This window comes from Fictibacillus arsenicus (assembly GCF_001642935.1).
GTDB classification, from domain to species: domain Bacteria; phylum Bacillota; class Bacilli; order Bacillales; family Fictibacillaceae; genus Fictibacillus; species Fictibacillus arsenicus_B.
The window spans coordinates 1,920,742-1,940,262 of sequence record NZ_CP016761.1 but is presented as its reverse complement, the minus strand read 5'-3'; the positions used below and the strand labels follow the sequence as shown (position 1 = coordinate 1,940,262).

Genomic DNA, 19,521 nt, shown 5'->3' with positions numbered 1-19,521 from the left:
TTAAACCAGCTCCTTGCATTTCATGACAACTTCAGATGGCAAGAAAGGATTTCCATCATATTTTAATAAACTCTTAATTTTTTCATGCTGCCCAACATTCATTTTCAAAATGTTAGCCAACTGTCCCGTTGCGTTATTTTCAACAACGATTACTGTTTTCGCAGCGTCAATTAACGGTCTCATCTCATCGGTCGGGAATGGATGAATCAAGCGAATGTGCGCATGATTTACTTTAAACCCTTCAGCTTCCAGACGCGGCATCGCTTCTTCAATAACACCTCTAGTAGAATTAAATCCTACAAGAAGAATATCTGCATCCTCATGCTGTCCCTGCTTTACAACAGGAACATTGAAATTAAGGTTCTTTAGTTTGCGCAGACGCTTATCCATCTGTTTTTGACGGTTAGCTGCTACTTCTGACGGTTTTCCAGTTTCATCATGTTCTACACCTGTTACATGGTGAATACCGTTTTTCATGCCAGGAATTACTCGAGGCGAGATACCGTCTTCAGTAACTTCATATCGTTTAAAGTATCCGTCTTTATCATCCGTTTCAGGCAGTTCCTGATTTAGGTCAAGTTTACCGCGGCGAATTTCCACACGGCTGAAATCTAATGGTTCAACAGATTGTTTTCCGAGTGAAAGCTGAAGATCTGTCAGTAAAATAACTGGGCATTGGTATTCTTCTGCAATATTTAACGCTTCTACAGCATCATAAAATGCTTCTTCAACAGTACTTGGCGCGATAACTACCTTTGGAATTTCGCCATGTGTACCATAAATCATTGCCATTAAATCTGATTGTTCTTGTTTTGTCGGAAGTCCTGTAGATGGTCCTCCGCGCTGTGTATCAACTACTACCAGCGGTACTTCAGTCATTCCAGACAGACCAAGCGATTCCATCATTAATGAAAGACCAGGACCTGCAGATGAAGTGATCGTTCTGACTCCAGCATAGTTCGCACCAATTGCCATCGTACATGCAGCGATCTCATCTTCCGTCTGAATAACTGTTCCGCCAAATTCAGGCAGTTTCTTGATTAAGTACTCCATGATCTCTGAAGCAGGCGTGATAGGATACGCTGCCATAAAACGAACGCCGCCCGCAACAAAACCTAGTGCGATTGCATCGTTTCCGATCATGAACATTCTCTTTTTGCCATCTGCTTTATTTAATTGGAAACCATCAATCTGGCCGCCAGATAATTCATTAAAATGATCTGCACCTTTTTGAATAGCTTCCATGTTCTTTTCTACTACTTTTGCACCTTTACGGGAGAAAATCTCCTCAACTACTTCCAAGTAGCTCTCAACAGGCAAACCTAATACAGCACTTGTTGCGCCAATCGCCACCATATTCTTCATGAGAGAAGTACCAAGTTCACTTGCAATCTCAGTAAATGGAACCGCATACAATCTGACATTCAGATCTTCTGGTACTGTAGGATTAAATTTAGAATCTCCTATTACAACTCCACCATCACGAAGCTCATGTACATTCACATCAATCGTCTCTTGATCAAATGCTATTAAAATATCAAGATCATCAGAAATAGAACGGGTTTCACTTGTGCTTACACGAATTTTATTGTTGGTATGACCGCCTTTAATTCTTGAAGAAAAGTGTCGATAGCTATAGAGATAATAGCCAAGGCGATTAAGAGCCATCGCAAAAATCTCACCTGTACTATCGATACCTTCACCCTGCTGTCCGCCAACTTTCCAAGAAAGTTGATCAATCATGTACTCCACCCTTTCAGTAACCCAAACGTTAATTTTGAGAAATTACTTAGTTTTGTTTATTGCATTCATGGTGATTTCAACGTTTTTATACGTTAAATAAATTATGTACTAAACGTCTACAATTCTAGACTTAACTCAATAAAAATGCAAGTATTCGGCTGAAATTATTCAAACTATTTCAAAAACAGGTAAAACATGTAAGATATGCAGTATTATTGTGGCCATTACAGTTCTTGTACTAATCAATTCTATTATATTTCTCTATATTTCTCCATAAACAGACCCTGTAAGAGTATTAAAAATCACAAAAAAACCTGCTTACTCATTTTAAGTAAACAGGTTTTTTCATTTCTTCATTATCGCGGTTCCACTATTAATTTAATTGCCGTTCTTTCTTCCCCATCAATTAAGATATCTGTAAATGCTGGTATACAAATGAGGTCAACTCCGCTCGGTGCTACAAATCCTCTTGCAATCGCTACGGCTTTTACAGCTTGATTTAATGCACCTGCACCGATCGCCTGTATTTCAGCGCCTCCTCTTTCACGGAGAACACCTGCAAGTGCACCAGCTACAGAATTGGGGTTGGATTTTGCTGAAACTTTTAATATTTCCATTGTTTTGAACCTCCTTCAGGATAGATACCTGTTCTACTATATTCATTGATCAAGGCTTGTATTCCTGCAGTAACGAATTTCCTGTCATCATAATATTATATTTGTTCTGCAGAGTTGACCTTCTGAATAAACCCCGGTTATCTGTTTCCCTTAACATTGGCAGTTCAAACCTTATTGTCATTTTGAAATTTCCCGAAGATTTCATATAAAAATAAAACCGGAATACAAAAAACAGGCTCAAAAGGTTTTAAATATCCTTTTAAGCCTGTTCATTATTTCGCGTATTCTACTGCTCGTGTCTCACGGATAACCGTTACTTTGATGTGCCCTGGATAATCCAGCTCACTCTCGATCTTTTTCGTTATATCACGGGCAAGTCTATAAGATGCTACGTCATCAATCATGTCCGGTTTTACCATGATGCGTATTTCGCGTCCTGCTTGAATAGCAAAAGATTTTTCAACTCCATCAAATGACTCTGAAATCTCTTCCAGCTTTTCAAGTCTGCGAATATACGTTTCTAAAGTTTCTCGGCGTGCTCCTGGTCTTGCAGCTGATAATGCATCTGCTGCTGCCACTAGAGTAGCAATAATTGATGTTGGTTCTGTATCACCATGATGTGACGCAATACTATTGATAACTACAGGGTGTTCCTTATACTTGGTAGCAAGTTCAACCCCGATATCAACGTGGCTGCCTTCAACTTCATGATCAATCGCTTTACCGATATCGTGAAGTAATCCAGCGCGTCGAGCAAGATGTACATCTTCACCTACTTCAGCTGCCATTAAACCAGCTAAGTAAGCCACTTCTGTTGAATGTTTCAGAACGTTTTGACCGTAGCTTGTACGATACTTCAAACGGCCTAGGATTTTAATTAAATCTGGGTGAAGTCCGTGAACACCGACTTCAAAAGTAGTTTGTTCCCCGACTTCTCGAATGTACTCGTCCACTTCTCTGCGTGATTTTTCAACCATCTCTTCAATTCGCGCAGGGTGGATTCTTCCATCCTGAACAAGCTTATCCAATGCCATACGCGCAATCTCGCGGCGAATTGGATCAAAACCAGACAAGATAACAGCTTCCGGAGTATCATCAATGATAAGATCGATGCCGGTTAATGTTTCAAGTGTTCTGATGTTTCGCCCTTCACGTCCAATAATTCTTCCCTTCATTTCATCGTTAGGAAGATTTACGACAGAAACCGTTGTTTCTGCTACATGATCGGCTGCGCAGCGTTGGATAGCCAGTGAAAGAATTTCTTTCGCTTTCTTGTCCGCTTCTTCTTTTGCACGGTTTTCCATTTCTTTTACCATCATCGCCAGTTCATGTGTCATTTCGTTCTCTGTTTCAGTCATAATGATTTGGCGGGCTTCATCCCTGGTAATACTGGAAATGCGCTCAAGCTCTCGTTGCTGTTCCTCCAGCAATTCCTCCACTTTGCTTTCAATCTCTTCAATTTGTCGCTGTTTTTTGGTGAGAGATTCCTCACGTCTTTCTAAAGATTCCTCTTTCTTGTCAAGAGTTTCACCTTTTCTGTCCAGGATCTCTTCTTTCTGAACCAATCGATGTTCTTGTTTTTGAAGCTCGTTTCGACGTTCGCGAATTTCGCGTTCTGCTTCGGTACGTAGCTTATGGATTTCATCTTTTGCTTCTAACAGCGCTTCTTTCTTGCTGGCGTCAGCATCGCGCTTTGCATCTTCAACAATTTGCGCAGCTGCACGCTCTGCGCTTGAAATCTTCGCTTCAGCAATTGATTTCCTAACAAGATATCCGACAATTGCACCGACACCTAATGAGACAAGCAAACTGGAGATGAATACTAAAAAACTCGGCATATTTCCACCTCCTCTTGCTTTCTTCTTTTCATACTGCATTTCTTGGCGTCATTCGTGTTACATGTGCTGTGCACCATTCATGTCGTACAAATACTATACATATCTTTTAATTTCATAAGAAATCAAAATATATCTCCATTTTATAGGTGTGCCTATAGCTTGTCAAGAGAGTCAATCTTCTATAATAATAGGTTGACTTAAAAATAGCAAGGAGCATTATTTGCCTGTAATTGACGAAATTTCTCTCCAAAAATAAGGCTGTTTTCGTAAACTTTGTTGCTTTTGAAAGTAGTAGATTTCTGTTACAGGATGCTCCCTTTCCGCGTGGCGTGCGGTGAGCATCCTTGGCACTTTGGGCCCTTAGGTGTCTCACCTGTTACACTGATCCCCCCAGGAGTCTCGCGTCTTACACTCCAATCAACTTTCAGTGATGTTTTTTAAGCAACTATTTATTAGAAAAGAACCAAATAAAAATAGGCCAGTCGGTTTGACTGGCCTTTTTTATTACTATTCTGTCAGCTCGAATTCTTCTTTTAAAGCAGGAGCTTCTGCTTCAGCTGCTTTTCCTTCTAACTGATAGTAGTTACGGATTTCTGCAACAATTGCTGCCGCAATTTCAGGATTTTCTTTTAAGAATTGCTTAGAATTTTCACGGCCTTGGCCCAAACGCTCACCTTCATATGAATACCATGCTCCGCTCTTTTGGACGATATCAATCTCTGAACCGATATCTAAAATCTCGCCTTGATAAGAGATTCCTTCTCCGTACATGATATCAACTTCAGCCGTTCTAAACGGAGGGGCAACCTTGTTTTTCACAACTTTAATCTTTGTCTTGTTTCCGACAACATCTTGACCCTGCTTAAGCTGTTCTGCTCTTCTCACCTCTAGGCGTACTGAAGAATAGAACTTTAATGCTCTTCCGCCTGGAGTTGTTTCAGGATTCCCGAACATAACTCCGACTTTTTCACGGATCTGGTTAATAAATACTGCGATCGTTTTGGACTTGTTAATTGCTCCTGATAGTTTACGCAAAGCTTGAGACATCAATCGAGCTTGAAGACCTACGTGAGAGTCTCCCATTTCCCCTTCAATTTCAGCTTTTGGTACAAGAGCAGCAACAGAGTCAATGATTAAAATATCAACCGCTCCGCTTCGAACAAGTGCTTCAGCGATTTCAAGCGCTTGTTCCCCAGTATCAGGCTGGGACAATAACAATTCATCGATGTTGACACCAAGTTTTTGTGCATATACAGGATCCAGCGCATGCTCAGCATCAATAAATGCAGCTTGTCCGCCGTTTCTTTGTACTTCAGCAATGGCGTGAAGTGCAACAGTTGTTTTACCTGAAGATTCCGGACCATAAACTTCGATTATTCTGCCGCGAGGATAACCGCCGATTCCAAGTGCAATATCCAAAGCAATGGAACCACTGGAAACAGTTGAAACTCTCTGATCTGTCTGTTCACCCAGTTTCATAATTGAACCTTTACCAAATTGCTTTTCAATTTGACGCAGAGCCATATCTAAAGCCGCTTTTCTATCGCTCATCAAAATTCACTCCTCTAATTTGTATCTTCATTTATTTTTAATTCATTAATTCCTTTGTTAACTACTTTTCTATCATATATCTTTTTTCTCATTTTGCCAATCATTTTACGAACATTTATTCGATTTTTTTATTGATCTTTTTTGACCAATTGATTTAATAAGTATAAACCATGTTTTACTGTCTTTTCACGAATACTATTCCTTGTGCCTGCAAGTTTCAAATGAAAAACCTTCGTCTCCTGCGGTCCTGCAATCCCGACAAATACTGTTCCAACAGTCTTTTCTTCTTGTTGTTCTGGTCCTGCTACACCTGTAAAGCTGATCCCATAATCTGTTTTCGCGATATTTTTTATATGTTCAGCCATCCATTCAGCACAATCTTCACTAACTGCACCGTGTTCTTTAATTAAAGAATCGGGTACACTCAGCAAGTTTTTCTTTAACTCATTTGAATAAGCGACTATACCGCCTTTAAACACTGCCGACGAACCTGGCTGATCTGTCATAATCCGTCCGAACAGACCGCCTGTTAAACTTTCAGCTGAGGCAACAGTAGCATTCCTTTTGAGCAATGAATCCATTGCCTGTTTTTCCAGCGTATCATTCTCATACCCATAAAAAAAAGCAGATGTTCTTCTCACAATCTCTGATTCTGTTTCATCCAGCAGCTTTTTTGCTTCTTCTTGATCGATATGTGCAGCAGTCAGACGGATTGTCACTTCATGTTCAGAGGCTAAAGGTGCGATTGTAGGATTCGTTTGTTCTTCAATCAAATCTTGAATCTTTGTTTCTAGGATCGATTCACCAATGCCAAAAAACTTCAAAACACGCGAATACAATCTAGTTTGCACATCCATCTTTGAAAGCAGAAAAGGAATAGCATATTTTAGGAACATTGGCTTCATCTCACTGGGAGGACCAGGAAGCAATATACAGGTAATCTCATCTTGTGTAAATGCCATACCAGGAGCCATTCCATTTTCATTAGGTAAAACCGTGGCATCCTTAATAATAAGTGCTTGTTTCTTGTTATTATCGGTCATTTCCCTATTTGTTTGTGCAAAGTAATTTGTTATGTAACGCAAAGAAGCCTCATCATGAACCAATTCTTTGTGAAAGAGTTTCGCAATCGTCTCTTTTGTAAGATCATCCTTTGTGGGTCCCAGACCTCCAGTGAAAATAAGAAGGTTTGAACGTGACATAGCCGTTTGTACAGCAGAAGACAGCCTTCTTTCATTATCTCCGGCAACCGTGTGATAAAAAATATTCACCCCTATGTCAGCTAGATTTTTGGAAATAAATTGAGCATTGGAATTTACGATTTGACCTAAAAGCAGTTCACTGCCTACTGCAATAATTTCTGCGTTCATCTCAACCACTCTCCCTGATTATATCTTCAATTAATTTTAGTTCAACTTTGTAAAAGAAAGATAACATAATAATTATAGCTTGGTTTTCAGTTTTTTCTCTTAGGAAGAATAAAAAAACAGGAGTGTTCCTCTCCTGTTTTTCATGATTTACTTTGATTTTAGTAAAATGTGTTTGCTGTTCACAAAATATTCCCATCCGGAATAAAGAGTAATTAAAGTAGCAAGCCATAAGCTTATTGCTGCAAACGGAAAACCGATCCATGCAAAAGGAAGGTTATGAAGCAACAAAGCGGATATTGCAATGATTTGTATCCACATTTTTAATTTCCCCATCTGACCTGCTGCAATTACCTCTCCCTCAGCAGAAGCGACAGCTCGTATACCCGTTACTGCGAATTCACGGCTAAGGATTACGATTACCATCCAAGCAGGAGCTGCACCTAGTTCAACTAAACCAATCAGAGCAGCAGACACTAGAAGTTTATCTGCAAGAGGATCTAAAAACTTTCCTAAGTTTGTTACTAAGTTATATTTACGTGCATAATAACCATCTATCCAGTCAGTACTGGATGCGAATATAAAAATCAGGGCTGCGACAAAATGGGTCACTGGTAACTTTTCTCCTGCAATTGTCCATGTGCCCCAATCGAATCCTCCTAAAAGTACGATCATAAATAGCGGGATTAAAAAGATTCGAGATATTGTAATCTTGTTAGGTAAATTCAAAGCAAATTCCTCCAAAATACGGTCAACGTCTTATTTAATTATTGTGCCTTTTTAATAACAATCTTCTGGTGAACTAAATCAGAAGGCGGTACAGGATAAGTGAATGGTTCACCATTTATTTTAATAGATGTTACATGGGATGCACCAATATTTAAAGTAACCTCTTTTGCAGAAGTTAAATCAAAAGTTTTTGTTTCGCCTTTTTTAATCTGACTATCAAAATGACTTTTGCCGGTTTCATCTTTAATACCTACATAACTAGGGCCAGTAGCTGTCAGATCAACGACGAGATCGTTTCCTTCAGACATCTCATATGTTGTTACTTTGCCGGTTGTCTGAAGCTTTGTCAATTTTGGTGCTGCAGTTTCTTCTTTTTCAACCGGTTCTTCCTTTTTTGGTTCTTCTTTTTCAGCTTCTTTTTTTAGTTCATCTTTCTTTTCCGGTTTGTTTGCATCCGCATCTAATTCCACGGATTTTACATCTTCACCGCTTTTGGCCTGATCATTTCCATCCGGCAGCAAAAATTTCCACACAAAGAAAAGAATCGCAATAATTAAAACTCCGATAAGCAAAATCGGGATTAACCGTTTTAAAAAAGAATTCTCTTCGTTAACAGATGAGCGTTCTCTTTTGGACCGGGGTTCAAATTCCGTTGATGTTTCTTTAACTGCCTGCGGGATTTCATGAGCATATTCATCAAAAATCGTTTCGTAGTTTAACCCCACTGCTTCACAATAATTTTTAATAAAGGCTCTTGCATAAAATGTACCTGGCAGCACATCATAGTTCCCTTCTTCAATCGCAGCTAAATAACGCTTTTGTATCTTCGTCGCTGTTTGAAGTTCTTCAAGTGTCATGCCTTTTTCTTCGCGCTTTTCTTTCAATAGTTTTCCGAGTTCTGTCAACCTTCCCACCCACTTACGTCATTCTAGATTTCCAAATCCTGTTGGATCTTCTTTAAGAGCTTCATATGTAATTTCCTCATCGCGATGACTTTTCAGCTCGATAATGTAATCAAAATCGTCTAACGTATATTCCGTTTGCTGTACAAAAAGATCAGGGTGTTCTACAACTTTAGCAGCCGGAAGCCTCATTATTTCACGAATCAGCTGCCAATGCTTATCGTTCATATTTCTTGCGGAAACGGCTCCATCGATAATAAAAACATTATCAGAATCATATTCATCATCCGCAAGCATATTTCTGACGGTTTGACGAAGCAAAGTTGATGAAATAAAGACCCATCTTTTATTCGCACATACACTCGAAGCTACGATGCTTTCCGTTTTCCCAACACGGGGCATTCCCCTGACGCCGATTAATTTATGTCCTTCAACCTTATATAATTCAGCTAAAAAGTCAACCAATATACCAAGCTCATCCCGAATAAACCGAAACGTTTTTTTGTCATCCGCATCACGTTCAATATATCGTCCGTGTCTGACTGCCAGTCTGTCACGCAGCTTTGGTTTGCGAAATTTGGTTACTGTAATGTTATCCATAGATTCCAGTATTGATTTTAACCGGTTTGTTTTCTCATCATTATCAATAATCAGCAGCATACCACGCCGCTCGTTATCAACACCATTGATCGTTATGATGTTAATGCCCAGCATACCTAACAAGGATGATATATCCCCTAGGAGGCCCGGCCGGTTTTTATGTATTTCATACTCTAAATACCATTCCTGCTCTCCCATGCTTCAGCTCCTTATTCTTCAAAATGAAACAAATTTCTACATTTATTCTTTGTAATTAATAATAAATGATTTCAATTTATTATGAAAGAAAAATAAAAGGATGTTAAGAAAAAAATCTTAACATCCTTTCTAACTTTAGCGGCTTCCGTCGTTTTGTACAAGCTTGACCATCATGTTAGCAATGGCGTGTTTTTCATTTTCATCTGCCACTTTCCATAGATCGGCAAGAACTTTTTCTTCCTCGTTCTTAGGTTCAACGTGGTTAGCTAAATATCCGCCGATTTCTGTAGCTAAATTTGAGATCGTCTCGTTGTTCATGCCTTCATGCTCAGCATGATTCAAGCGCTCTGCCAGGAAATCTTTCCATTGGCCGAAGTTGTCTAATACAGACATGCTGTCTCCTCCTTCAAGGTTGATACAGCATTAATATCCCTTAGTTCAATCATTTTTATACATCAATTTTAAGTAAACCAAGAGCCATTTATAGATAAGATGTGCCCTGAAATATAATCTGCTTTATTGCTTATTAAAAATTCTACCGCATGAGCTACTTCATCAGGCTCTCCAAATCTTCCTGCAGGAATATCTGATACAAGTTCAAGCTTTTCGGATTCTGAAAATTGATCAAGCATAGGTGTTGCAATAACTCCTGGCGATACGCTGTTTACTTGAATGCAGCTCGGGGCAAGTTCTTTTGATAATGCTTTTACAAAAGCATTTAATCCTCCCTTAGCAGCAGAATAGACTGTTTCACATGCTGCTCCTACCTCTCCCCATACCGAGGAAACCATAATAATTTTTCCTGCTTTATTTTGAACCATTGCCGGAATAACTGATCTTGCAACAGAAATAGCACTAAGAAGATGAAGCTGCATGGTTTCATTTATAGATTTATCCGTAAAATCTGTTAAAAGTCCATAATGCTGTGCTCCACAGTTATAAATTAGAGCGTCTATGGTGTCAGGAATTTGTTTCATTAAAATTTCAGGACCTTCTGAAAGTGAAAGATCTGCAGAAATAATTACACTTTTAACTTTATATCGTGTTTCAAGTTCTTCTTGAAGCTTTATCGCCGCATTAGCGTTAGTATTGTAATGCAAATACAAAAAGTAGCCGCGGCTTGCAAGCATCTGGCATATTTTAGAGCCAATAGCTCCTGTAGCCCCAGTGATGAGCGCAGTTTTCAATTTTTTAACCCTCTTTGCAACTAAAAAACATCCTTAATTCAGGATGTTTTTTTGATTATATTATGACTTTTTTTTACGGACTTGGCAAACAGTCATTGCATCTTTCTTAAAGTGATTTTGAAGAACTTCTTCGACATCATTTGCTTGCAATGATTCAAACACAGGGATTACATCAAAAAGATCCATTTCATTAAAAGCATATCTCGTGAATTGATTTGCAATGAACTCAGGAGAATTCAATGATCTCAGAAAGGCACCAATTTTCTTTTTTCGAGCTCTTTCAAATGAATCAGCTGAAACACTTTCTTGTTTAAAGTCCTCAACCATATTTGATACACGCTTAACTAATTCGTCAGGTGACTGAGTATCTCCGCCAAGCATGCTAAAGCCGAATCCGTTCTCTTCTGTATAATCGAAAGAAAAAGTTTGATCAATCAACCCTTCTTCGTAAAGGGCTTCGTAATTTGGAGAACTCTTCCCAAACATCATTTCAAGTGCCAAGTTTACACAAAGCTCATGACGCATCAATTCTTTTCCTTTTCGGGTCGGGGCTGCCTCTTTAAATCCTATATAGCATTTTGGTGTCTGCACCGTCATCTCAATTATTTTTTCAGTTTTCGCTACTGAAGAAGGCTCATCTTCAAAAAACCGTTCGATCGGTGCTTTTTCTTTAAAAGATTTTTGTGATTGATTCTCTTTTACAAATTCAAGAATGTCTTGAGCGTTTACTGGACCTACGATAAACAGGATCATGTTGCTTGGATGATAAAATGTTTCGTAGCATTCATAGAGAGTATCTTTCGTAATTTTAGCGATTGATTTTTCCGTACCAGCAATATCAATTTTTACTGGATGATGATGATACATGTTTTCGATCAGCCCGAAGTAGACTCTCCAGTCCGGGTTATCATCATACATTCTAATTTCCTGTCCGATGATACCTTTTTCTTTTTCCACCGTTTTCTCTGTAAAATAAGGCTCTTGAACAAAATCGATCAGTGTAGTCAGATTCTTTTTTACATCGCTCGTTGTTGAAAAAAGATATGCTGTCCGGTTGAATGTAGTAAAAGCATTCGCCGATGCTCCCTGTTTGCTGAAATCCTGAAAGACATCACCATGTTCTTTTTCAAACAATTTATGCTCTAAAAAATGAGCGATCCCATCTGGAACCTTTACATCTTCGTTTTTTCCGAGCGGCTTAAAATGGTTGTCAACAGATCCATAGTGAGTGGTGAAAGTAGCATATGTTTTGTTAAAGCCTTTCTTTTCAAGCACATAAACTTTCAAGCCATTTTCAAGCTCCTCAAAATGCAGCGTTTCATCAAGTTGTTCAAATGTTTTCATTCCCATTTGTGCCTGCTCCTTTCAAAAAGAAAATGGTATCCAATGTAACCTTTTTAGCTACTTTTACAACATCTTCTTTAGTTACACTTTCAATGCCATCCATCCACTCTTCAATCGTTCTGTTCGTTCCAGCTACTACATTGTGATAGAGCACTTCTGACAATCCGATCGGATGGTCAATCGTTTCAAGCACCTGGTTGTTGATCATTGCTTTTGTTTGTTCAAATTCCGCATCTGTGATGTTTCCGTTCTTCATTTCTTCATGTTGCTCTTTAATAATTTTTACCGCTTTTTCGTAATTTGCCGTTTCGATTCCGCTCATTACAAACACTGCTCCTTTATGGCTCTCAAACCTGGAAGCTGCATAATAAGCGAGGCTCTCTTTTTCTCTCACATTGATAAAAAGCTTTGAATGAGAAAAACCTCCAAATACACCATTGAATACTTGAAGTGCAAAATAATCATCGTCACTGTATGTGGTATATGTGCGATACCCCATATGTAATTTCCCCTGCTGCACATCCTGCTCTTCAAAGATTTCTTTAACCTCTGTGATTTTCTTTTCTTCCCTATTTTGTTCATCGGTTACAGTAGCCTCACTTCGATTTTCCGGAAAGCAGAAGTGCTTTTTCACTTTTTCGATCATTTCATTTGTAGAGATATCTCCGATTACATATAGATCCAGCCTGTCGTTCGTTATGACTTCCTGATAATAATCGAATAACTCTTTTGAAGTAATTGTATCCACTTCATTCTCATTGCCGTACACGTTTAAATGGTAAGGTTCTGATTCATACATTTCTTCAAGCAGTCTCTTATTTGCATAACGCATCTTATCGTCGAATATGGATTCAATCTGCTGTTTTAAACTGCGCTTCTCTTTTTTAACGATATTTTCTTTGAAAACACCATTTTCAAGAGCTGGTGCGAGCAGAACTTGAGACAACAAGTGAAACGCTTTGTCCAGAACAGGTTCTGAGTTAGACAAGAACTTTTCATTCGCAACTTCCATACGAATGCTGATCACTTGATTTTCACCTTTTTTTGAAAGATCAGCATTTAATGTAGCACCATATAGATCATCTAAAGCACTTCTTAACTCTTTGCTGGATGGAAAATCTTTCGTTCCACTTTGGAGAACATAGGAAAGCAATGCCCTCTTTGTAACGTTCTTTTCATTAATAGTTTCTTTAATCTGCAGAATAAATGATGTGGTCTTGTACTTTTTTGTTTCTATCGTATGTACAGTTATACCATGGAGATCTGTTTTTTCATGGTTTACAATTCCCATCGGATAAATGCCCCTTTCATTATAGCCTACATCCTAGTTTACCCATTTTCTATACTCAGCATGACAATCCTTCTTTCAAAAGAAAAAAAGTCCGCCATAAGGCGAACTTTTTGTGGTTGGTTCAATTCATTGTTGCTTTTAGAAGATGTTGATTTCCGCTCCAGGATGCTCGCTTTCCGCGGGGCGTGCGGTGAGCCCCCTAGGCTTATCAAGCCTGTCGTGGTCTCACCTGTCCCGCTGATCCCGCAGGAGTCTCGCACCTTGCGCTCCAATCAACTAATCAATGATGCGTATTCTACAAAAAAGTCCAAATGGAACAATCATTTAGAATTACGAAAACATACTTATGATCTATCTTTTTCCTTTTTCGTATGGAGTTCCAAGAGCTTTTGGTGCATCTGCTCGTCCTACTAGCCCAGCTAAAGCTAAGATTGTAAGAACGTAAGGTGCGATTAATAAGAATACTTTCGGAATATCCTGCAAAAACGGAATATGGGAACCAGAAATACTGATCGCTTGAGCTAACCCAAAGAATAAAGCTGCTCCCAATGCGCCTAGCGGATGCCACTTACCAAAAATCATTGCAGCAAGTGCCATAAAGCCTTGCCCTGTTATCGTTGAGTGAGTGAAGTTTCCAGAGATAGAAGCTACATATACCGCGCCGCCAAGACCTGCAAGAGCTCCACTTAATAAAACTCCAATATAGCGTACTTTTGTTACGTTAATACCCATAGTATCAGCAGCCATTGGATGCTCACCTACAGAACGCAAACGCAGCCCGAATGGTGTTTTATAAAGTACATACCAAACGATCAGTGCCACACCAACAGCCACATAGGATGTTAAATACGCGTTAGAGAAGAAAAGTTTTCCGATTAAAGGAATATCCGATAAGAACGGTATATCGCTCTTTGAAATTCTTTCAGAAATTACTGGTGTTTGTCCTGCATTAAAGATTTTTTTCGTTAAGAAGATCGCAAGTCCTGCAGCCAGGAAGTTCAATGCAACACCGGATACGACTTGATCCGCTTTTAAGGTGATACTCGCAAGTGCATGTATAGATGCAAGCATGGCTCCTACGATCATTGCTACGATAAAACTTACCCAAGGTGCCGCTCCATTCAATCCTAACTGTTCACCGTAATAGATCGTAACAGCCCCAGTAAAGGCACCAAATAGCATCAAACCTTCTAAACCGATATTTACAACACCGGAACGTTCACTGAAAACACCGCCTAAAGCAGTGAAAATCAATGGAGCTGCTGAAACGATTGCAGCAGGGACAATCAGCGCAAGAATATCCATGAAACTCATTAGATTTTACCCCCTTTGCTTACACGGTTCATCAGCCAGTGAACGATATAGCTGCATGCAACAAAGAATATGATGAGTGCAATCACGACTCCAACAAGTTCAGTTGGAACACCTGCAATAGACTGCATGTTAAGTGCACCGATCTTCAATCCGCCAAATAGTGCTGCACCAAGTACTACACCGATAGCGCTGTTTGCTCCTAAAAGAGCTACTGCGATACCATCAAAACCAACACCTGTGAATGCTGCATTAATCGTCATGTACTGATACGTTCCAAGACCTTCCATACTTCCCGCAATACCTGCAAAAGCACCGGAAATAGCCATTGAAAGCACGATGTTTTTTGATACATTTATACCCGCATACTGAGACGCGTGCTGGTTGAAACCTACTGCACGGAGTTCATATCCCATAGTAGTTCTCCAAAGCAAGAACCACATGATCACAGCCGCGATCAGGGCAACAATGATTCCGTAATGCAAAGTTGAATATTCCGTGATGCTCTGTAAGAATGGTGAAGCGAGAGATGCCGATTCTTTCACATTCTCTGTTCGTTCACCAGGAGCAAGCAAAAAGTTTCGGATGATTTCATTTGTACTGTAAAGCGCAATATAGTTCATCATGATTGTTGTAATTACTTCATGAACTTTAAATCTAGCTTTTAATATACCAGGTACTGCTCCCCATAATGCGCCCGCTACTGCTGCAGCAAGAATAGCAAGAGGAACGTGGACAATCGTGGGTGCATCTACTGTCACACCAACATAAACTGCCGCAAGCCAGCCAACTAATAGCTGACCCTCAACTCCGATATTGAATAATCCTGTGCGGAATGCAAACGCAACTGCAAGTCCTGATAGGATCAGAGGTGACATCTGTCTGATAGTTTCACCGATGAAATAAGGATCCCCAACCATTCCCTGGAACAATGCTACATATGCTTCAATTGGTTTATATCCACTTAAAAGCATTATAATTCCGCCAATTAATAAGCCAAGGAAAACAGAGAAAAGAGGCACAAGCAGCTTCACCTTATTATTTTTATTCTGCATTTACAGTACCTCTCTTTCCGCCAGCCATCAATAATCCTAGTTCTTGCTCAGTCGTTTCTTTCGGATCAACAATCGCTACGATTTTACCTTCATACATAACGGCTATACGATCACTCACGTTAATAATCTCATCGAGTTCAAAAGATACAAGCAGGACAGCCTTGCCTTTATCACGCTGTTCAATAAGTTTAGAGTGAATAAATTCAATCGCACCAACATCCAGTCCTCGTGTAGGCTGAGCAGCAATCAAAAAGTCTGGATCACGGTCTACTTCTCTTGCTATGATCGCTTTCTGCTGATTCCCTCCAGATAATGCGCGGGCAGGTGTATATGCATCAGGTGTTCGAACGTCATATTCTGAGATTAGTTTTTTAGCCTTATCAAATATTGGCGAAAATTTCAGAATTCCGTTTGTAGAAAATGGCTTCTGATAATAAGTTTGAAGCACCATATTCTCACCAACTGAAAAATCTAAAACAAGTCCATGCTTATGTCGGTCTTGAGGAATATGTGCAAGTCCGCTTACTGTAACACTTCGAGGTGATTTGTTTGTAATATCTTTATCTCTTAAATGAATGGAACCTTCATTTGCTTTTCGAAGTCCTGTTATTGCCTCTAAGAGCTCTGATTGACCATTTCCGTCAACACCTGCAATCCCGACAATCTCACCAGCTTTAACAGTCAGGTTCAATCCATTTACAGCGGGAACTTTACGGCTGTCTAAAACAACAAGATCTTTTATCGTCAAAACAGATTCTTTTGGTTCTGAGATTCCTTTGATAACTGTAAAATTCACTTCACGCCCTACCATCATCGCTGCAAGTGAGTCCGGATTGGAATCCTTAACGTCAACTGTACCAACGCCTCTTCCTCTTCTAATGACTGTACAGCGGTCACACACTTCCATAATTTCTTTCAGCTTATGAGTGATTAGAATGATGGATTTACCTTCACTTACTAGTTTTCTCATAATCTGAATCAGTTCTACAATCTCCTGAGGAGTTAAAACTGCAGTAGGTTCATCAAATATAAGAATATCTGCACCTCGATAAAGAGTCTTTAAGATCTCTACTCTCTGCTGCATTCCGACTGAGATGTCCTCGACCTTTGCGTATGGATCCACTCTGAGTCCATATTGATCAGAAAGTGCCTGAACTTCCTTAGCGGCTGTTTGTAAATCTACTTTTCCGCCTTTTGTAGGCTCTTTTCCTAGAATGATATTTTCCGTAACGGTAAATTTATCAACGAGCATAAAGTGCTGATGAACCATCCCAATACCAAGTGAGTTTGCAATATTCGGATCATTGTTCACCACTTTATTGCCTTTAACGTATATTTCACCTTGTTCAGGTTCATAAAGTCCGAACAAGACATTCATCAACGTTGATTTCCCGGCACCATTCTCTCCAAGAAGTGCATGAATCTCACCTTTTTTAACCTGAAGGGTAATATTGTCATTTGCTACGATTCCCGGAAATTCTTTACGGATATTCCGCATGTCAATTACGTATTCCATTCTAATGATGTCCCCCCTTTTAAGTACATAAGGAAGGACTTGGCATATGCCAAGTCCTGGCCTGTTATTCAAATAGTTGCATAGAGTTTACTTTAAGTTTTTTACGAACTCTTCGAACTCAGCATCTGTCTTAGGAACTTTCACTTCACCATCGATGATTTTTTTCTTGTAATCTTCAACTGACTTAAGTGCGTCTTTTTCAACGTTGTCTTGAGTTGGAGCAATACCTACTCCATCTTCTTTAAGACCGAATTCAACAATTTCCCCACCTGGGAATTTGCCTGCAGCTGTTTTCTCAGAAACTTCATATACTGCTTGGTCAACACGTTTTACCATTGAAGTAAGTGTTACGTCCTCAGGCATACCTTCTTCGTGCTGGTCACGGTCAACACCGATTACCCAAACATTTTCACCGTTCTTTTTACGGTTCTTCGCTTCTGTGAATACACCCATTCCAGTTCCGCCAGCAGCATGATAGATGATGTCTGCGCCTTGCTCATAGAACGTGTTAGCAATCTGCTGTCCTTTTTCTGCTTTGTTAAAGTCTTCTGCATATTGAACTAAAATTTCAGCATCTGGATTTGCAGTTTTCACTCCAGCTTTAAATCCGTTTTCGAACTTTTTGATAAGCTCAGAGTTAACTCCTCCAACAAAACCTACTTTGTTAGATGTAGTTTGCATACCAGCAATTAAACCAACTAAGAAAGAACCTTCGTGCTCAGAGAAAGTGATGTTAGCTACGTTGTCACCTTTAACTACCATATCAACGATTGCAAGCTTTGCATCTGGCTGCTGTTTAGCAACTGTTTCTACATCAGTACCCATCAAGAAACCGATTCCGAAAACAAGATCATATTTTTGACGGATTAAAGAGTTTAAGTTTGGCTTGTAATCACTTTGAGCTGTTGACTGTAAATACTTATAGCCTTTGTTTTCTTCCAGGCTGTTATCTTTTCCAAACTTCGTTAAACCTTCCCAAGCAGATTGGTTGAATGACTTATCATCAACACCGCCAGTATCCGTTACCATTGCTACTTTAAAATCTTTTTTAGCGTCTCCGCCTGACTTTCCTTCTTCAGAATTTCCACAACCTGCAAGAATAGTACCAGCAGTTAGCATTGCAGTTACCATTAAACCTAATTTCTTTTTCAAGTTAATTTCCCCCTAAAAATGTTTTCATTTTTTTGTGACTAACCCTAGGTGCAATTAAGTACCCCCATCACCCCCTAAAAAAGACTTTTATTAAAAGCGCTTTCTTAAAACAGAAAATAGAAATTTATCAGATCTAAAGTAATTACAAGAATAAAGCACTGGTTCATCATACTGATCATAGTGCATTTGTTTTAAAACTAATAAAGGGACACCTTCATCACTTTCCAGAATTTCAGATATTCTGTCGTGATAGCCGATAGGTTCAATGTTTGTTACCGCATACATTACACGTCTTCCGGTTTCTTTTTCAAGCATTTCTAAAAATGATTCATAATCATGAAGCCCCTTGGCTGGAAACAAGTGTGACGGCATATGGTCTTTACAAAATACTACTGGTTCGCCGTCTGCTGTCCGGACACGCTCCATCATCATGAGACCGTCGGGAAGTGAGTTATTAAACTTTGCAAGAAGTTCATCAGTAACATCTGTCGTTTGCGAAGAAAGAAAAATCGTACCTGCTTTCTTTCCGCCTCTTTCAATCATATCGGTAACACTGTATAGTTCTTCAATACCTGAAGAAAAAAGTGCTCTTGTTCTAACGAAAGTTCCAACTCCATGTTTACGTATGAGGACGTTTTCATCTTCTAAAATACGAAGTGCTTCTCGCAATGTCGCACGGCTTATGCCTAGCTGTTTGGAAAGTTCAAATTCTGAAGGAAGCTTTTCTCCTTCTTTATAAATACCTTCTTCAATATCTTTTTTTAACTTTTCTATCACTTTAATATATAACAAGCGATGGTCCGCTTTTATCGACATTACAAAACCACCTTAACTAGTTGTTCGACGTATGACAAATTAATTGAATAATCGACATTAATATACCATTTTTAATTCTATAAATAAATACTATTTTTACAAATTTTTAATAGGTATTATTTTCATTTACCACTTTTTCAATAAAAAGGTAAATGGAAAGGCTGTTTTCTTACACTTTGATGCCTTTGGAAGTGGTTGATTTCCGCTCCGGGATGCTCGCTTTCCGGGGGGTGTGCGGTGAGCCTCCTACGTATGTAAGCCTATGATATATCATATTCAAGGAAGCATGTGTGCTCCTGCGTCT

The 19,521-nt window shown here is 39.2% G+C and carries 17 protein-coding genes; all 17 read right to left on the bottom strand.

The window, feature by feature from the left end:
- Positions 1 to 1,743 carry a 2-oxoacid:acceptor oxidoreductase subunit alpha gene (locus ABE41_RS10095; RefSeq protein WP_066289609.1) on the bottom strand — a complete coding sequence of 581 codons (1,743 nt, stop codon included), beginning with the start codon at positions 1,741 to 1,743 and terminating at the stop codon, positions 1 to 3.
- 356 nt (positions 1,744 to 2,099) lie between these two features.
- A complete protein-coding gene (gene spoVS / locus ABE41_RS10090) occupies positions 2,100 to 2,360 on the bottom strand; it encodes a stage V sporulation protein SpoVS (protein ID WP_010193268.1) in 261 nt (86 codons plus the stop codon).
- A gap of 272 nt (positions 2,361 to 2,632) precedes the next feature.
- Complete coding sequence (rny, locus tag ABE41_RS10085) at positions 2,633 to 4,198, bottom strand: ribonuclease Y (RefSeq protein ID WP_066289607.1); 1,566 nt, start codon at positions 4,196 to 4,198, stop codon at positions 2,633 to 2,635.
- A 507-nt stretch (positions 4,199 to 4,705) separates the two neighbouring features.
- The gene (gene recA, locus ABE41_RS10080; RefSeq protein ID WP_066289604.1) at positions 4,706 to 5,749 is read right to left on the bottom strand and encodes a recombinase RecA; all 1,044 of its coding nucleotides are present in this window, start codon (positions 5,747 to 5,749) and stop codon (positions 4,706 to 4,708) included.
- Positions 5,750 to 5,877: 128 nt separating this feature from the next.
- The gene (locus tag ABE41_RS10075) at positions 5,878 to 7,119 is read right to left on the bottom strand and encodes a competence/damage-inducible protein A (protein WP_066289601.1); all 1,242 of its coding nucleotides are present in this window, start codon (positions 7,117 to 7,119) and stop codon (positions 5,878 to 5,880) included.
- A 147-nt stretch (positions 7,120 to 7,266) separates the two neighbouring features.
- Positions 7,267 to 7,845: a CDP-diacylglycerol--glycerol-3-phosphate 3-phosphatidyltransferase gene (gene pgsA, locus ABE41_RS10070; RefSeq protein WP_066289599.1), complete on the bottom strand. Its 579-nt coding sequence runs from the start codon at positions 7,843 to 7,845 to the stop codon at positions 7,267 to 7,269.
- Between the two features lie 38 nt (positions 7,846 to 7,883).
- The gene (locus tag ABE41_RS10065; protein WP_066289596.1) at positions 7,884 to 8,750 is read right to left on the bottom strand and encodes a helix-turn-helix domain-containing protein; all 867 of its coding nucleotides are present in this window, start codon (positions 8,748 to 8,750) and stop codon (positions 7,884 to 7,886) included.
- 18 nt (positions 8,751 to 8,768) lie between these two features.
- Positions 8,769 to 9,545 (bottom strand): YmfK family protein, encoded by a 777-nt coding sequence (locus tag ABE41_RS10060; protein WP_066289593.1) that lies wholly within the window; start codon positions 9,543 to 9,545, stop codon positions 8,769 to 8,771.
- 135 nt (positions 9,546 to 9,680) lie between these two features.
- Positions 9,681 to 9,938, bottom strand: coding sequence for a DUF3243 domain-containing protein (locus ABE41_RS10055; RefSeq protein WP_066289591.1), 258 nt, complete (start codon positions 9,936 to 9,938; stop codon positions 9,681 to 9,683).
- 68 nt (positions 9,939 to 10,006) lie between these two features.
- Positions 10,007 to 10,732 (bottom strand): elongation factor P 5-aminopentanone reductase, encoded by a 726-nt coding sequence (ymfI, locus tag ABE41_RS10050; protein ID WP_066289589.1) that lies wholly within the window; start codon positions 10,730 to 10,732, stop codon positions 10,007 to 10,009.
- A gap of 60 nt (positions 10,733 to 10,792) precedes the next feature.
- Positions 10,793 to 12,082 carry an EF-P 5-aminopentanol modification-associated protein YfmH gene (gene yfmH / locus ABE41_RS10045; RefSeq protein ID WP_066289587.1) on the bottom strand — a complete coding sequence of 430 codons (1,290 nt, stop codon included), beginning with the start codon at positions 12,080 to 12,082 and terminating at the stop codon, positions 10,793 to 10,795.
- Positions 12,063 to 13,361 (bottom strand): EF-P 5-aminopentanol modification-associated protein YfmF, encoded by a 1,299-nt coding sequence (gene yfmF, locus ABE41_RS10040; RefSeq protein ID WP_066294768.1) that lies wholly within the window; start codon positions 13,359 to 13,361, stop codon positions 12,063 to 12,065. Before yfmF ends, yfmH begins: the two co-directional genes overlap by 20 nt.
- Before the next feature lie 357 nt (positions 13,362 to 13,718).
- On the bottom strand, positions 13,719 to 14,681 hold the full coding sequence (locus ABE41_RS10035) for an ABC transporter permease (protein ID WP_066289585.1): 963 nt from the start codon (positions 14,679 to 14,681) through the stop codon (positions 13,719 to 13,721).
- Positions 14,681 to 15,733: an ABC transporter permease gene (locus tag ABE41_RS10030; protein ID WP_066289583.1), complete on the bottom strand. Its 1,053-nt coding sequence runs from the start codon at positions 15,731 to 15,733 to the stop codon at positions 14,681 to 14,683. The genes ABE41_RS10035 and ABE41_RS10030 overlap by 1 nt, the downstream gene beginning before the upstream one ends.
- A complete protein-coding gene (locus tag ABE41_RS10025; RefSeq protein WP_066289580.1) occupies positions 15,723 to 17,249 on the bottom strand; it encodes an ABC transporter ATP-binding protein in 1,527 nt (508 codons plus the stop codon). The genes ABE41_RS10030 and ABE41_RS10025 overlap by 11 nt, the downstream gene beginning before the upstream one ends.
- Before the next feature lie 87 nt (positions 17,250 to 17,336).
- Positions 17,337 to 18,401: a BMP family lipoprotein gene (locus tag ABE41_RS10020; RefSeq protein ID WP_066289577.1), complete on the bottom strand. Its 1,065-nt coding sequence runs from the start codon at positions 18,399 to 18,401 to the stop codon at positions 17,337 to 17,339.
- A gap of 90 nt (positions 18,402 to 18,491) precedes the next feature.
- Positions 18,492 to 19,217, bottom strand: a complete 726-nt coding sequence (locus ABE41_RS10015) for a GntR family transcriptional regulator (protein ID WP_066289573.1) — start codon at positions 19,215 to 19,217, stop codon at positions 18,492 to 18,494.
- Between the last annotated feature and the right edge of the window lie 304 nt (positions 19,218 to 19,521).

What these genes read in the sequence shown, in the direction of transcription:
- ABE41_RS10075 (WP_066289601.1), bottom strand. Translation starts at nt 7,119, where the DNA reads ATGAACGCAGAAATTATTGCAGTAGGCAGTGAACTGCTTTTAGGTCAA.
- yfmH (WP_066289587.1), bottom strand. Translation starts at nt 12,082, where the DNA reads ATGGGAATGAAAACATTTGAACAACTTGATGAAACGCTGCATTTTGAG.
- ABE41_RS10030 (WP_066289583.1), bottom strand. Translation starts at nt 15,733, where the DNA reads ATGCAGAATAAAAATAATAAGGTGAAGCTGCTTGTGCCTCTTTTCTCT.
- rny (WP_066289607.1), bottom strand. Translation starts at nt 4,198, where the DNA reads ATGCCGAGTTTTTTAGTATTCATCTCCAGTTTGCTTGTCTCATTAGGT.
- spoVS (WP_010193268.1), bottom strand. Translation starts at nt 2,360, where the DNA reads ATGGAAATATTAAAAGTTTCAGCAAAATCCAACCCCAATTCTGTAGCT.
- ABE41_RS10015 (WP_066289573.1), bottom strand. Translation starts at nt 19,217, where the DNA reads ATGTCGATAAAAGCGGACCATCGCTTGTTATATATTAAAGTGATAGAA.
- ABE41_RS10060 (WP_066289593.1), bottom strand. Translation starts at nt 9,545, where the DNA reads ATGGGAGAGCAGGAATGGTATTTAGAGTATGAAATACATAAAAACCGG.
- ABE41_RS10055 (WP_066289591.1), bottom strand. Translation starts at nt 9,938, where the DNA reads ATGTCTGTATTAGACAACTTCGGCCAATGGAAAGATTTCCTGGCAGAG.
- ABE41_RS10035 (WP_066289585.1), bottom strand. Translation starts at nt 14,681, where the DNA reads ATGAGTTTCATGGATATTCTTGCGCTGATTGTCCCTGCTGCAATCGTT.
- recA (WP_066289604.1), bottom strand. Translation starts at nt 5,749, where the DNA reads ATGAGCGATAGAAAAGCGGCTTTAGATATGGCTCTGCGTCAAATTGAA.
- ABE41_RS10025 (WP_066289580.1), bottom strand. Translation starts at nt 17,249, where the DNA reads ATGGAATACGTAATTGACATGCGGAATATCCGTAAAGAATTTCCGGGA.
- ABE41_RS10095 (WP_066289609.1), bottom strand. Translation starts at nt 1,743, where the DNA reads ATGATTGATCAACTTTCTTGGAAAGTTGGCGGACAGCAGGGTGAAGGT.